Source organism: Amycolatopsis sp. NPDC114505 (genome assembly GCF_055633615.1).
In genome coordinates, this window is sequence record NZ_JBVKDV010000007.1 from 184,292 (window position 1) to 198,421 (window position 14,130).

General features: G+C 70.6%; 14 protein-coding genes. 6 read left to right on the forward strand and 8 right to left on the reverse strand.

The features are described from left to right. Window positions 1-233: 233 nt before the first annotated feature. Window positions 234-1,085, reverse strand: a complete 852-nt coding sequence (locus ACZ7OU_RS49600; protein ID WP_470260679.1) for an alpha/beta fold hydrolase — start codon at window positions 1,083-1,085, stop codon at window positions 234-236. Window positions 1,086-1,188: 103 nt separating this feature from the next. On the opposite strand from ACZ7OU_RS49600, the gene ACZ7OU_RS49605 reads away from it, so the two are divergent. Beyond that, complete coding sequence (locus ACZ7OU_RS49605; RefSeq protein WP_470260680.1) at window positions 1,189-1,749, forward strand: CGNR zinc finger domain-containing protein; 561 nt, start codon at window positions 1,189-1,191, stop codon at window positions 1,747-1,749. Between the two features lie 300 nt (window positions 1,750-2,049). Here the strand turns inward: ACZ7OU_RS49605 and ACZ7OU_RS49610 are convergent, their stop codons facing one another. After that, window positions 2,050-2,886 carry an oxidoreductase gene (locus tag ACZ7OU_RS49610; RefSeq protein WP_470260681.1) on the reverse strand — a complete coding sequence of 279 codons (837 nt, stop codon included), beginning with the start codon at window positions 2,884-2,886 and terminating at the stop codon, window positions 2,050-2,052. Between the two features lie 111 nt (window positions 2,887-2,997). On the opposite strand from ACZ7OU_RS49610, the gene ACZ7OU_RS49615 reads away from it, so the two are divergent. Continuing rightward, window positions 2,998-3,558, forward strand: a complete 561-nt coding sequence (locus ACZ7OU_RS49615; RefSeq protein WP_470245553.1) for a TetR/AcrR family transcriptional regulator — start codon at window positions 2,998-3,000, stop codon at window positions 3,556-3,558. Between the two features lie 73 nt (window positions 3,559-3,631). Then, complete coding sequence (locus ACZ7OU_RS49620) at window positions 3,632-4,039, forward strand: VOC family protein (RefSeq protein ID WP_470260682.1); 408 nt, start codon at window positions 3,632-3,634, stop codon at window positions 4,037-4,039. 59 nt (window positions 4,040-4,098) lie between these two features. On the opposite strand, the gene ACZ7OU_RS49625 is transcribed toward ACZ7OU_RS49620, so the two are convergent. The 4 genes from ACZ7OU_RS49625 to ACZ7OU_RS49640 all read right to left on the reverse strand — a co-directional run bounded on the left by ACZ7OU_RS49625 (window position 4,099) and on the right by ACZ7OU_RS49640 (window position 7,793). Further along, window positions 4,099-4,845, reverse strand: a complete 747-nt coding sequence (locus tag ACZ7OU_RS49625; RefSeq protein ID WP_470260683.1) for an SDR family NAD(P)-dependent oxidoreductase — start codon at window positions 4,843-4,845, stop codon at window positions 4,099-4,101. A gap of 66 nt (window positions 4,846-4,911) precedes the next feature. Then, window positions 4,912-5,757 carry an SCO6745 family protein gene (locus ACZ7OU_RS49630; RefSeq protein WP_470260684.1) on the reverse strand — a complete coding sequence of 282 codons (846 nt, stop codon included), beginning with the start codon at window positions 5,755-5,757 and terminating at the stop codon, window positions 4,912-4,914. Window positions 5,758-5,767: 10 nt separating this feature from the next. Continuing rightward, window positions 5,768-6,973 carry a cytochrome P450 gene (locus ACZ7OU_RS49635; protein ID WP_470260685.1) on the reverse strand — a complete coding sequence of 402 codons (1,206 nt, stop codon included), beginning with the start codon at window positions 6,971-6,973 and terminating at the stop codon, window positions 5,768-5,770. 97 nt (window positions 6,974-7,070) lie between these two features. Beyond that, entirely contained in the window at window positions 7,071-7,793 is a 723-nt protein-coding gene (locus ACZ7OU_RS49640; protein ID WP_470260686.1) for an SDR family oxidoreductase, read from the reverse strand. Window positions 7,794-7,966: 173 nt separating this feature from the next. Here ACZ7OU_RS49640 and ACZ7OU_RS49645 point away from each other — a divergent pair, with 173 nt between their 5' ends. Both ACZ7OU_RS49645 and ACZ7OU_RS49650 read left to right on the forward strand, forming a co-directional pair. Beyond that, window positions 7,967-9,550, forward strand: a complete 1,584-nt coding sequence (locus ACZ7OU_RS49645) for a discoidin domain-containing protein (RefSeq protein ID WP_470260687.1) — start codon at window positions 7,967-7,969, stop codon at window positions 9,548-9,550. A gap of 75 nt (window positions 9,551-9,625) precedes the next feature. Then, entirely contained in the window at window positions 9,626-10,240 is a 615-nt protein-coding gene (locus ACZ7OU_RS49650) for an SAM-dependent methyltransferase (RefSeq protein ID WP_470260688.1), read from the forward strand. Window positions 10,241-10,300: 60 nt separating this feature from the next. Here the strand turns inward: ACZ7OU_RS49650 and ACZ7OU_RS49655 are convergent, their stop codons facing one another. After that, a complete protein-coding gene (locus tag ACZ7OU_RS49655; protein ID WP_470245561.1) occupies window positions 10,301-11,317 on the reverse strand; it encodes a S1 family peptidase in 1,017 nt (338 codons plus the stop codon). Between the two features lie 162 nt (window positions 11,318-11,479). Continuing rightward, window positions 11,480-11,773, reverse strand: coding sequence for a GNAT family N-acetyltransferase (locus ACZ7OU_RS49660; RefSeq protein ID WP_470260689.1), 294 nt, complete (start codon window positions 11,771-11,773; stop codon window positions 11,480-11,482). A gap of 143 nt (window positions 11,774-11,916) precedes the next feature. On the opposite strand from ACZ7OU_RS49660, the gene ACZ7OU_RS49665 reads away from it, so the two are divergent. Continuing rightward, complete coding sequence (locus tag ACZ7OU_RS49665; RefSeq protein WP_470260787.1) at window positions 11,917-13,959, forward strand: terpene synthase family protein; 2,043 nt, start codon at window positions 11,917-11,919, stop codon at window positions 13,957-13,959. Window positions 13,960-14,130 lie beyond the last annotated feature (171 nt).

Genomic DNA, 14,130 nt, shown 5'->3' on the forward strand with positions numbered 1-14,130 from the left:
CGGAGGCGCGAACCCGCCCCCGCGGTGACCCCGGTCCGCTCGCGCGCGCCCGGCCCCGTCGGCGAACGACCCCGTCGGCGCAGGCAGAGGCGGATGCCTGACGACGACGGAGGGGTTCTCGGGGACCGGACCGACCTGGGGTCAGAGCGATCTCGGGGTGACCCTACGAGGGGAGCGTCCGGCAGGTCAACGCCCCTGTCCCGCTCAGCGGAGACTGTTGTGGGACAACGGTTTCAGTCCAGCACCCGGCCCAGGAAACCGCGGATGTAGCCGGCGATGGCGTCCAGGTGCGTTTCGAGCGCGAAGTGACCGGCGTCGAGGAGGTGGATCTCGGCGTCGGGCAGGTCACGGGCGTAGGCGCGGGCACCGTCGGCGACGAAGATCCCGTCGTTGCCGCCCCAGACGGCCAGCAGCGGGACCCGGGTGGTCCGGAAGTACTCGTGGAACTTCGGGTAGAGGCCGATGTTGTGGTGGTAGTCGGCGAGCAGCGCCATCTGGATTTCGGCGCCGCCGGGCCGGTCGAGCAGGGCCTGGTCGTGGATCCAGACGTCCGGGCTGACCAGTGCCGGGTCGGGAACGCCGTCGAGGTACTGCGCCTTGGTGGCTTCGAGGCTGACCATGCCGCGCAGGTCGTCTTCGGTCAGGGTGCCGGCGGCGAGTCGTTGCGGGAGCCCGTCGCCCAGGCCGTCGACGTAGGCGTTGCCGTTCTGCGTGACGATGGCGGTGACCCGCTCCGGGTTCCCGGCCGCGATGCGCAGGCCGACCGGGGCACCGAAGTCCTGGATGTAGAGCGCGAAGCGGTCGAGGCCGATCTCGTCGAGCAGGCCGAGGGTGAGCTCGGCGAGGGCGTCGAAGGTGTAGTCGAACTCACCGACCGAGGGTGCGTCGGAGGCACCGGCACCGAGGTAGTCGGGCGCGACGACGTGGTAGCGGTCGGCCAGCGCCGGGATGAGGTGCCGGTACATGTGCGAGCTCGTCGGAAACCCGTGGAGCAGCACGATCGTGGGAGCGTCGGCGGGCCCGGCTTCCCGGTAGAACAGCCGGCGCCCGGCAACGGTGACAAAGCGGTGATACACGGCGACCATCGGTTCTCTCCTCGCTGTCTCATGTTTACTTCTTCATTTATCCATGAGACGGAGTAGGCTGTCAACGGGCCGGGACAATGAGGGAGAACTTCGGGAGGCGAACGTGGTCACTGCGGCACCCGGCGAGGAGCGCTCCTGGGCGCTGGCGCTGGTCAACACCCGCCGGCTCACCCCGTCCGGCGAGGACGACGACTTGGCCGACCCGAGCGCGGCCGCCGGCTGGCTGGGCCTCCCCGCGCTCGACGCGGCCGACCTTCGCCGCGTGACGGATCTCCGTGCGGCGGTCCGCGAGCTGCTGGCGGCCCGGGCGGAGGACCGTTCACCGGCTGCGTCCGCGGTGGAGACGGTGAACGTTGCCGCTCGTTCCGACGCTGCCGCACCCCAGCTCACGTGGCGGTCCGGGCCACACCGCGAGTGGCGGAGTACTAGCCCGGGCAGCGTTGCGGAGGCCGTGGCGGCGTTGGCCCGCGATGCGATCGACGTGGTGACTGGCGAGCTCGGCGGTCTGGTGCGCCCTTGCGAGGCGCATGGGTGCGTGAGGTATTTCTTCCGCGAGCACGCCCGCCGCCGCTGGTGCTCGACAACCTGCGGCGACCGCGTCCGCGCGGCCCGGCACCAGCGGTTGGTGGTGGAGCAACGGGAGTCGCCCCGGGGACGGGACTGAAGCCGGCTCGCTGGGCGCAGTCGGTTTCGGTCGGGCCGAGCCGGGCTGGCCGAACTCGGTCGAGCGGGCCGGACCGACCTCGGTTGGCCAGGCCGCGGCCGAGCAAAGCCAGACTCGGTCATGCCAGATCGGGCTCGGCCGCGCCGCCGCGCCGTGCGGCGGGCCAGGCCGGTCGCCTCGGCGGCGGTCGAGTGGGGCCAGGTCAGCCTCGGTCGGGTCGAGCGAACTCGGCCGGGCCGGGCCAGGTTCGGAAGCCGCCCCAGCAGCCACGCCCGCGGCTGACTCCCCTCACCACGGTCCTCACTCCGCCGCAAACACCGCCGACCGGCTCACCTCGGCCCACTCCGCCACCTCGGCTCCGCGCGCACGGTCAGACCTTTGCACCGCTTCGACCGCGTCCGCGCCGAGCAGCAAGCGCAGCGGGGGCTCCTCCAGCCGGACCACGTCGGCGAGGATGCGGGCTCCGCGAGCCGGATCTCCCGCCTGCTTGCCGTCCGTTGCGTCGCGGAGGCGGTGCATCTGGCCCACCGATGCGTCGTACTCCGGGCGGACCGGGGCGCGCTCCATCGAGGCTCCCTGCCAGTCCGTGCGGAACGCGCCCGGCTCGACGATCGTCACCTTCACCCCGAACGGCTTCACCTCCGCGTTCAGCACCTCGGAAAACCCCTCCACCGCGAACTTCGCCGCCTGGTACGCACCCAGCCCCGGTGACCCGCCGACCCGGCCGCCGACCGATGAGAACTGCAGGAAGTGCCCGGAACCCTGCTCGCGGAACACCGGCAGGGCCGCGCGCGTGACGTTGACGACGCCGAAGAAGTTGGCCTCCACCTGCTCGCGGAAGTCGTCCTCCGGCATGTCCTCGATCGGCGCGCTGTTCGCGTACCCCGCGTTGTTGGCCACGACGTCGAGCCCGCCGAACTCGCGCACCGCGAAGGCCACCGCCTCGCGCGCCGCCGCCGGGTCCGTCACGTCCAGGGCGAACACCCGGACGTTGTCACCGTGCTCGGCCACCAGATCCTTCAGCTGCTCCGGCCGGCGCGCGGTCGCGACCACGCGGTCGCCGTCCTCGAGCGCGACCCGGGCCAGCTCCCGCCCGAACCCGCGGGAACTGCCGGTGATCAGCCAAGTCCTGCTCATGATGCCCTGCTCCTCGCTCGTCAACACCGGCTAACCAACCGGTTGGTTACTCCAGGAAACACCCGCCGAACGAGTTTGTCAACCAACCAGTTAGTTGCTAAAGTGGACGGCATGAGAGATGCGGCGGACACGAAGCGGCGACTGCTCGCTGCCGCCACGGAGGAGTTCGCGGAACGGGGCATCGCGGGCGCCCGCGTCGATCGGATCGCGGACGCCGCCGGCTGCAACAAGGCGATGCTCTACAAGTACTTCACCAGCAAGGACAGGCTGTTCGACACGGTATTCGGCGAGTCGGTCGGCCGGTTCGTCCTCGACGTACCGGTCGACGCCGACGACCTGCCGGGCTACGCCGGAAAGCTCTTCGACCGGTACGAGGAGCAGCCGGAGACGCTGCGGCTGGCGGTCTGGCACCGGCTGGAGCGACCCGACGGCAAGTGGGTCACCGAAATCGTGCTGGCCAACGAACTCCGGCTGCACGACCTGAAACAGGCACAGGACGAAGGGAGACTGGCCAAGCACTACACACCCATGGAACTGCTGGTGCTGATCCAGTCGATCTCGACGGCGTGGGCGACGACCAATACGGAACTCGGCGTGCTCACCACCATCCCCCGCGCGCAGCGGCGGGAGCTCGTGGTGGACGCGGTGCGGCGGCTGGTCGAGGAGCGCTGACGAGCGGTACGCGAACACCCCGGGGCGCGGGTAGCGTGTCGTCCGCCGAGCCTGGCCGACGAAGGGATGCGCGATGGAGTGGACGCTCGAAGTGGTCGTGGTGCCGGTGTCCGATGTGGACCGCGCGAAGGCCTTCTACGCGGACCAGCTGGGATTTACCCTCGACCACGACGTGACGCCCGCCGAAGGCGTCCGCATCGTGCAGCTGACCCCGCCGGGGTCGGGCTGCTCGGTGGTGTTCGGCCGCGGCGCGGTGCCGGACATGCCGCCGGGGTCGCTCAAGGGGCTCCAGCTGGTGGTCAACGACCTGCCGAAGGCCCACGCGATGCTCGCCGAGCGTGGCGTCGAGGTCAGCGAGGTCCAGGTCCACGGCATGGGCACCTGGGACGGAGAAGCGGACCTGAACAACGTGGGTTTCGTGCACTTCGCCGACCCCGACGGCAACGCCTGGACGGTGCAGCAGATCACCTCCCGCCGCTGAGCCGGGCGGGCAGCAAGCCGAAGCGGAGGCGCTGAACGCCCCGGCGCGCCGTCGGACCCCTAGTCCACCAAGGCGCCGCAGCTGAGGTTGACCGTCGACGCCGTCATCGTCCTCGCCCGGTCCGATGCCACGAATGCCGCCACCGCGCCCACGTCCGCCAGGGTTGCCGCTCGGCCCAGCATGGTCTTGCCCGCGATGTTCTCCGCCAACGCCTCGCGACCCTCGAAGTCACCCGGGATCGTCTCCGGGATTCCGCCCGTCCGGAGCGTCACCGCCCGGACCCCGTGCGGGCCCAGCTCCGCCGCCAGCTGACGGCGCATCGCCTCGAGCGCGTGGAACGCCACCTGCAGCCCGCCCACCGAGTACTCGCGCACCGGCTCGCCCGCGCCGCCGAAGAAGAGCAAAACCCCTGATCCCTGCTTCACCATGTGGCGGGCCGCCGCTCGGGTTGTCAGGAACTGGGTTCGGACCGCCGTCAGGACCGGGCGCTCGTAGTCCGCCAAGGTCATGTCGATCAGCGGGGTGCCCTGGACGTCGCCATGGGTGATGAGGTTGAACGAAATGTGCACGCCGCCCTCGGCCGCGACCGCTGCCGCGTGGTCGTCGACCTCCCGCTCGTCGAGGGCGTCCACCTCGGCCACCTCGACCGAGCCACGGATGCGCGAAGCGACCGGGTCCAGCCGGGCGCGGGTGCGGCCCGCGAGGAACACCCGCGCTCCTTCCTCGGCGAAAGCGCTGGCCACGGCCGCGCCGATGCGGCCTCCGGCTCCGTAGACGATCGCGTTCTTGCCGGCGAGCAACGTCATGAATCCCTCCGATGTCCGGGTGCGTTCACCACTGCGTCGAACGGGACCCCCGGAAATCGACCGGGTTCAGGGGCGCGGCACACCCATCGGGTTCGGGACCGGGACCACGCCCGCGTCGATGACCGCCCGGCTCAGCGGCACCGCCAGCTCCAAGAGCCGCGACAGACCGGCCGGACCAAGTGCCTCCACCGGCGCCGAGGCCAGGCGGTCCGTGTCCTCTTCGAGCGAAAGCCGCATCGCCGTGCCGGACGACGTCAGGCGGCCGGAAGCATCCAGCAGACCGCGAGCCACCAACCCCGAGACCGCGCCGGTCCACTCCGAATCGGACCAGCCTCGGTGCGGCTGGACGTCGCCACGCGCGATCACGCCGTCGCCGATATGAGTCACCGTCGTCTCCAGGCCCGTCAGACCCGCGTGGACCGCCGCCAGGACGTGGCCGTCGCCGCGGTGCTCGCGCAGCACCGTCGCCGCCAGCCACAAACGGCCGAGCACGCCCGCCGGCCTCGGCACCGCGGACCAGGCCGCCGCCAACGGGCGACCGTCGAACCGGCCCGCGGATGCGGCCTGCTCCAGCAGCGATGTCAGCTCCAAGACATCCGTAGCACCCAAGACACGCGAAAGAGCGGCTTCGACCGCCGAAAGCCGCGAGCGCAGCACCTCGACAGGCGAGGCGAACGACCACGCGTCCGGCAACGCCCGCGCCACCATCGCCGGGGCGAAGCCGAACAGCATCGACGTCGCCGCCGCGGGGCCGATCGGACCCAGCGGCGCGAGCCGGCCCGCGAAGTACCCCATCCAGTACCCCCGCAGGCCGGCCTCCTTCGCCGCGGACGCCGTCTCCGGCGCGAAGTAGGCGACCGCGTGCAACGGCTCCACGGCCGCCCACAGCCGCCGGGCCGGTGATGTGCTCATGCCGTCATTCTCACCCCCAGGCGACCGGCAGCTCCCGCACCCCGTACACCAGCGTGTTGTGCTTGTACACCAACGACTCCCGCGGCACCGCCAGCCGCAGGTCGGGCACCCGGCGGAACAGCCGCGTCAACGCCTCCTGCAGCTCGACGCGGGCCAGCTGCTGGCCGATGCACTGGTGCGCACCGAAGCCGAACGCGACGTGCGTGCGCGGCGACTCCCGGTGGAAGTCGAGCTTGTCGCCGCCCGGGAACAGCTCCTCGTCGCGGTTGGCCGAGTTCAGGGCCGCCACCAGCCACTCCCCCGCCTTGACCGACCGGGAGCCGACCTGCACGTCCGCGGTCGCGTAGCGCAGCACACCGAACTGGACGACCGACAGGTACCGCAGCAGCTCCTCGATCGCGCGCTCGGGCGCGGACAGCACGACGTCGCGCTGGGCCGGGTGCTCCAGCAGCACCAGCGTGCTGAGCGCGATCATGTTGGCCGTCGTCTCGTGGCCGGCCACCAGCAGGCTCAGCCCGAGCACCACCAGCTCTTCCATCGTCAGCGGGTCACCCGACGCCTCCCCACGAGCGATCAGCCGGCTGAACAGGTCGTCCTGCGGGTTCGCCTGCTTGTCGGTGAACAGTTCGGCCAGGAAGCCGGAAAGCTCGTCGTACGCCTGCTGCCCCTCTTCGGGCGTCGCGTCGGTGCTGACCAGGAACCCGCTCTGCCGCTGGAAACGCGACCGATCCGCGTACGGGACACCGAGCAGCTCGCAGATCACCAGCGACGGGATCGGCAACGCGAAGTCCCGCACCAGATCGGCTTCACCGGGCCGGGCGAGCATCGCGTCGAGGTGACTCTCCACCAGTTCCTGGACGTAGCCCCGCATCGCTTCCACGCGCCGCACGGTGAACTCCGCGATCACCATCTTCCGGATGCGCGAGTGGTCGGCGCCGTCGAGCTGGATGATCGACCCGGGACTGACCTTCTCGTCAAGATCGGCGTCGGGCCTGACGTGCACGGAGGACGCGCCGCGCGAGCTCATCGTGCGGTCGGCGAGCACCGCGCGGACGTCGCGGTAGCGCGTCACCAGCCAGGCGTCCATGCCCGCCGGGCAGCGCACCTGCGACGTCGGCGCGGTTTCCCGCAGTGTGGCGTAGTTCCCGGGCGGGTCGTACGGGCATCCGGCCGGTCGTGCCGTGGGGAGGGCCGGGGTTTCGGATGCTGCCGTCACGGCGGATCACACCTCTCTGCCGGTGGTCGGGTCACTTCCACCATGGAGAGGTTCGGCGCCGTCGTGGGACGTTCGACCCACTTCCGACCCGGATGGCCTAGCGGGCCCCGTAAGCGCCGCCGTTCACGTGCACGACCTGCCCCGTGACGTGCCCGGCTCCCGGCGAAGCCAGGAACTGCACGGTTTCCGCGACTTCTTCCGGCGCGCCGGCCCGCTTGTTGAGCGCCACCGAGATCCGGGAGCTGAGCCACTCTTCGGTGAGCGTGCCGTGGAAGAACTCCGTGTCGAGGATGACGCCCGGAGCGACGACGTTGGCCGAGCCGGCGGCGCCGAGCTGCCGCGCGAGGTCGGTGTTCCACGCTTCGATCGCCGCTTTCGCCGCGCCGTAGGAGCCGGAGCCCTGCTTCGCCGCGACAGAGCCAAGAGTCACAACCCGCACGTTGTCCGCGAAGCGCGGCTTCAGCGCAGTAGTGACCAACACCGCGGAGACGACGTTCGCGTCGAAGTTCGCGCGCCACGCGTCCGCCACCCCGGCGAGGTCCGTGGGCGCCTCCCGGACCCGGTCGGTGTTGCCGCCGGCGTTGTTGACCAGGACGTCGACCCGCGAAGGCAGTTCCGCCAGCGCGGCCTGCACCGCCGCCGGGTCGCTCGCGTCGAACGCCACCGCCCGCGCGCCGATCTTCTCCGCGGCCGCCTCCAGCACGTCCTTGCGGCGCCCGGTGACGGTGACCCGCTCGCCCGCCGCCGCGAACCGGGCGGCGATCGCCAGCCCGATGCCCGTACCGCCCCCGGTGACCACGACTTCCCGCTGTTCGCTCATGACGCCATCTTCGCCGACGAAAGCGTGCCCCCGCTCGACTTTCCCGCCGATCGGAACACGAGACCGGATTCGTTAGGAAACTTTACGAACAGGTCTTGACGGCGGGCCGCCACCCGGCGAACCTGGACGCACGCCGCACGTCATCGTCCGCCCCACCCACTCCCGGAGGCAGCATGACCCGGCGCGCTCTCGCGCTCGTCGTGACCCTGTTCCTCGCCCTGACCTCGGCGCTCGTCGGCGCCGGCCCGGCGAGCGCGGCCACCACGCAGCCGACCTTCCTCACCTTCTACGGCTGGTGGGACAACACCCCGCCCGGCGGCGACATCGCCTACCCGCAGATCCACGACACCGCGGGCGGCAAGGGCAGCTACGCCGACCCGATCACCTTCGCCACCAGCAGCGACGAACTGAAGCCCGGCACCAAGGTCTGGGTGCCGCGGGTCAAGAAGTACTTCATCATGGAGGACGGCTGCGACGAGTGTTCCGACGACTGGAACAGCCAGGGCCCGAACGGCGGCCCCGGCCTGCGCCACATCGACCTCTGGCTCGGCGGCAAGGGCGGCAGCGCCTTCGACGCGATCGACTGCGAAGACGCCCTCACGCACTACAACGCCGACAACACGCCGGTCATGGAGCCGGTCGTCGTCGACCCGCCGTCGAACGAACCGTACGACGCGACGCCGATCTTCAACACCAGCACGGGTGCGTGCTGGGACGGCGCACAGCCGAACACGACGGTCGGCCAGTACAAGAACAACTCCACCGGCACCTGTCTCGAAGCCCCGAGCAGCGGGAGCACGCTGAAAGTGGCCGCCTGCACCGGAAGTGACGCCCAGCGCTTCACCTTCCACGGCGCCTTCTTGGTGATCAACGACAAGTGCGCGGGCATCTCCGGCAGCTCGATCGTGCTGCAGACCTGCACCGGCGGCCCGGCCCAGCAGTGGTCGATCAACCCCGACGGCACCATTTCCGACATCCAGACGAGCAAGAAGTGCTTCCGCGCCTCGGGCACGACACTCACGGCGGGCAGCTGCTCCGGCACCCAGGCCCGCTGGACGTTCACCGCGGCCGGCAGCACGTCGAGCCTCAGCGTGACGCCGTCGTCGGTTTCGGTGGCACCGGGCGCTTCGGCGACGGCCACCGTCACCTCCACGGACGCCGTGACGCTGTCCGCGAGCGGCGCTCCCGCAGGCGTCACCGTGTCCTTCTCCCCGGCGTCGGTGCCGGCCGGCGGCACCTCGGCCGTCACGGTCGCCGCCGCCGCGACCGCGACCCCGGGTTCGGCGACGGTCACCATCACCGGCGGGACGAAGACCGCTTCGCTCGGCGTCACGGTCACCGGCGGCGGAGGCGGCACCGAAACGCTGCTCTCCCAGGGGAAGACCGCGACGGCGTCCTCGACGGAGTCGTCGTCCTACCCGGCGAGCGCGGCCTTCGACGGCAACCTCACCAGCACCCGCTGGGCGTCGAAGGAGGGCTCCGCGAGCGAGTGGCTGCGCGTCGACCTCGGCGCCAGCAAGGCCGTCTCGCACGTCAAGCTGAGCTGGGAAGCCGCGTACGGGAAGGCGTACAGCATCCAGACCTCGGCCGACGGCACGACCTGGACGACGATCTACAGCACCACGACCGGCAACGGCGCCACCGACGACCTCACCGGCCTGACCGGCAGCGGCCGCTACGTGCGGATGAACGGCGTCACGCGGGGCACCTCATACGGTTACTCGCTGTACGAGATGCAGGTGTTCGGTACGACCTGAGTTGCCGGATCGGCAACACGATTTGCCTCTTCGGTGACGTCCTCCGCATGCTGGGGACGTCACCGAGGAGGAACCATGCCGCACGAGCCCATGATCGTCGAAGAGATGCTCAAGCAGGATTTCTGGGAAGCCATGTACCAGCGCGACGAGCACCGGATCTGGAGCGGGAACGTCAACGTCAACCTCAGCTCCGAAGTCGAGGGGATGACGCCCGGACGTGCTCTCGACCTCGGCTGCGGCGAGGGCGGCGACGCGATCTGGCTCGCGAAGCGGGGCTGGACGGTCGACGGCGCCGACATCTCGACCGTCGCGCTCGCCCGCGCGGAAGAAGCGGGCAAGGAAGCCGGCGTCGACGTCAACTGGCTGCACCGCGACATCCTGAAGTGGCAGCCGGAGGAGCAGTACGACCTGATCTCGGCGCAGTACATGCACCTGCCGCCGGACCTCCGCCGCGACGTCTTCACGGCGGCGGCGAAGGCGATCCGGCCGGGCGGCTCGCTGCTGGTCGTCGGGCACTCGCCGAAGGCCATGCGGGAGTTCGACGGCCAGAAGCCGCCGGAGGAGCTGTACTTCGAGCCGGAAGAGATCACGACCTACCTCGGCGACGCCTGGGAGTGGGTCGTCGAGACCTGCGAGACGCGCGGGGAAGGGCACCACACCGACGCCGTCTACCGCGCGAAGCGGCTCTAGAAAAGGAAGCAGGGCCCCTTCACCCGCCCTCGACGCGTGTGAAGGGGCCCTGCGGGTCAATCAGGCGAGCTCGAGGCCGTAGCTCTGCAGCTCCAGCGTGAGCGGGTAGAAGTAGCTGGTCACGGTGTCGCCGCCGGACAGCGTGCCCAGGCCCTTCGAGCCGTCGTAGGCCGGGCCACCCGAGTCACCGTGGTCGGTGTGCGCGGTGGTGCCGAACTCGTGGTTGAGGACGCCGACGTCGAAGTTGACCGACTCGTCGACCGAGGTGACCTCGCCGCTGCCGCCACCGGTGGTCGAGCCCTGCTTCTGCATCTGCTCACCGACCGTCGGGGTCGCCGCGCTCGTGATCGCCTGGCCGGTGTTGATCTCGCCGGGGCCGGAGCCGTTCGGGCGGGTCAGCAGGCCGGAGTCGGCTCCCGGGCAGTCGCTTTCGACGACCTGTGCGCCGGAGACGTCGCCGCCGGCCCAGGTGCCGCCGAGGTTGGTGCAGTGGCCCGCGGTGAGCAGGAACGGCGAACCGCCGCGCGTCACGTTGAAGCCGAGGGAGCAGCGGCCCTGGTCGTTCTGGATGGCGTCGCCGTCGGAGATGTACAGCTCCAGCTTGCCGGTGCGGTGCTCGACGCGGACGCTGTCGCCGTACTGGGCGGCGGCCGCGGTGACCTTGTCGGCGTTCGCCTTGCTGGCCGCGTCGTAGACCTTCACCACGACCTGGTTGGTCTTGGTGTCGATGCCCCACGCGGTCTGCGGGACGTTCTTCACCGCGTCGAGCTGGTTCTTGACGCCGGTCAGCGCGGCGAAGGTGTGCTTGACCTTCTTCGCGGTGAGGCCGGCGGCCTCCACCTTCTGGACCGACGCGTCATCGGTGACGTTGACGACGGCCTTGCCGTTCTCCAGGTAGACGCCACCGGAGGTGGCACCCAGCGTGTCCGCGACCTGGGTCGCGCTGGTGATCGCGTGGGCCTGCATCTCGGCGAAGGCCAGTGGGGACGCGGTGGCCGCCGACGCGCACACGCCGGACGTCAGCGCGGCGGCCGACAAGACGGCGAAGGTCTTGAGGGCGGTTTTCCGGGGAGTCATCAACTTCCTCCAGGTTGCCGGTTCGAAGCCTGCGCCGGTCACTTTCGTTGCCGGGCAACCAACGCACCACCGACGAAGGTTGGTTAATAACCAATCGATCCGGACATACCTCTCAACTCAGACCCGAACAGCCCAGTGACGCTGCCACGTTCGGCGTAACAATCACCCTTTCGGCCAGCGAACGTGGTCCTCGTAGCCCGGGTTCTTCCGCAGATATCCGGCGATGAAGGGACACACCGGAACGATCGTCCGGCCCTTTGCGACGACGTCGTCGAGCGCGCCGGCCGCCAGGACCTTGCCCAGCCCCTGCCCCGCGAACGCGTCGTCGATCTCCGTGTGGGTGAAAACCGTGAGTTCGCCACGCACGTCGTAGTACGCGGACCCGGCCAGCTTGCCGTCCGCCCAGATCTCGTAGCGGCTCTCGTCGGGGTTGTCGACCACTCGGGTGTCGGTCATCGGCTCTCCTTCGTCGCTGGGCCGGCCGGGGGAAGCACCGGACCCGTTCGTGTGCAACCGCGCCTGCTCCTCTTGGCGGGCACCCGCGACTTTGGTTGCCTCACGGGGTGCCTGAGCAGCCGTTCGTCCTCCCCGAGTTCTACATGCCTTACCCCGCGCGGCTGAACCCGCACCTCGAGCGGGCCCGCGCGCACAGCAAGGCGTGGGCGTACGGGATGGACATGGTCGACGTCCCGCAGCACGGCACGGTCATCTGGACCGAGCACGACCTCGACTCCCACGACTACGCGCTGCTCTGCGCCTACACCCACCCGGACGCCGGCGCGGACGAGCTCGACCTCATCACCGACTGGTACGTCTGGGTCTTCTACTTCGACGACCACTTCCTCGAGCTGTACAAGCGCACCGGCGACATCGACAGCGCGCGGACCTACCTCGACCGCGTCGACGAGTTCATGCCCGCCGACGGCGAGATCACCGCGACGCCGGAGAACCCGGTCGAGCGCGGCCTGGCCGACCTCTGGGACCGGACGATCCCGCGGCGCTCGGCCGCGTGGCGGCGGCGGTTCGTCGCGAGCACGAAGGCGCTGCTGGAAGAGTCGCTGTGGGAGCTGGCCAACATCAACGAGGGCCGGCTCGCCAACCCCATCGAGTACGTCGAGATGCGGCGGAAGGTCGGCGGCGCGCCGTGGTCGGCGAACCTCGTCGAGCACTCGGTGCACGCCGAGGTGCCCGACGAGATCGCCGCGTCGCGGCCCATGGAGGTCCTGCGCGACTGCTTCGCCGACAGCGTCCACCTGCGCAACGACCTCTTCTCCTACCAGCGGGAGGTGCAGGACGAGGGCGAGCTGTCCAACGGCGTCCTCGTGGTCGAGAAGTTCCTCGGGCTGTCGACGCAGGAGGCGGCCGACGCCGTCAACGACCTCATCACCTCGCGCCTGCACCAGTTCGAGCACACCGCGCTCACCGAGGTGCCCGGGCTGTTCGACGAGCACGGCGTCGACCCGGCCGCCCGCGCGGCGACGTTCGCCTACGTCAAGGGGTTGCAGGACTGGCAGTCCGGCGGCCACGAGTGGCACCTGCGGTCCAGCCGGTACATGAACGACGGCGCGGTGGCGAGCCACGGCATCGGGACGTCGGCCGCGCGGATCTTTTCGTCGGTGCTCGCGACGGCACCGCAGCGGATGCGGGCGTACGGGCACACGCCGTTCTCCGCGGTTTCCCCGCCGCGGCCGGCGTTCGAGCCGCCGTTCCCGCTCCGGCTGAGCCCGCACCTGGACGCGTGCCGCCGCCGCAACGTCGACTGGGCCCGGCGGACGGGGATCCTCGACGGCGTGGTGTGGGACGAGCGGAAGCTGCGCGCCGCCGACCTGCCGCTGTGCGCGGCGGGCATCGCCCCGGACGCCGACGACCTCGACGTCCTCAGTGACTGGCTGACCTGGGCCACCTACGCCGACGACTACTACCAGGAGATGTTCGGCGCGACCCGCGACCTCGCCGGGGCGAAGGCGTGCAACGAACGCCTGGCGCTGTTCATGGCCGACGGCGGGCAGCCGCTCAACCCCCTCGAAGCCGCGCTCGCCGACCTCTGGCCGCGGACCCCGGACCCCGACGCGGTGCGGCGGGCCGTCGCGTCGATGACCGGGAGCTGGCTGTGGAAGCTCGCGAACCTGGCCCAGAACCGCATCCCGGACCCGATCGACCACGTCGAGATGCGGCGGCGGACGTTCGGCGCGGACCTCACGATGAGCCTCGTGCTGCCGCCGGAGCCACGGGCCACCCGGGCCGCGCAGACGCTCGAGCACACCGCGGCCGACTACTGCGGCCTGCTCAACGACCTCCGCTCCTACCGCAAGGAGATCCGGTTCGAGGGCGAGCTGAACAACGGTGTGCTGGTGGTGCGGAACTTCCTCGACTGCACCGAGGACCGCGCGGCCGAAGTCGTCCGCGACCTGGCCGAGGCGCGGCTCGCGGAGTTCCGCCACGCGTCGGCGGCCGGCCCGGACCTGCCGCCGGAGTACGTCGAGGCGCTCCGGAACTGGATGGCCGGATGCGCGCACTGGCACGAGAACGCCGGGCGGTACAGCGAGTTCGAGCTGGGTCACCACCCGCGGTTCGGCGGGCCGACGGGGATCGGGACGTCGTCGCTGCGGATCTCGTCGCTGCTCCCGGCCGCGCCGGTGTGATCGAGCAGCCGACACGGCGGGCGGGCCGCCTCGCCGCCGTGTCGACCCTCCGATCACGCGTGTCGACCCTCGATCACGCGTGTCGACCCGGCGATCACGCGAGGAACTGGCCGCTGGTCGCTGAAGGGCGTTGTTCGCGCCACTCCGCCGGGCATTCGTCCGGGGAGGGGG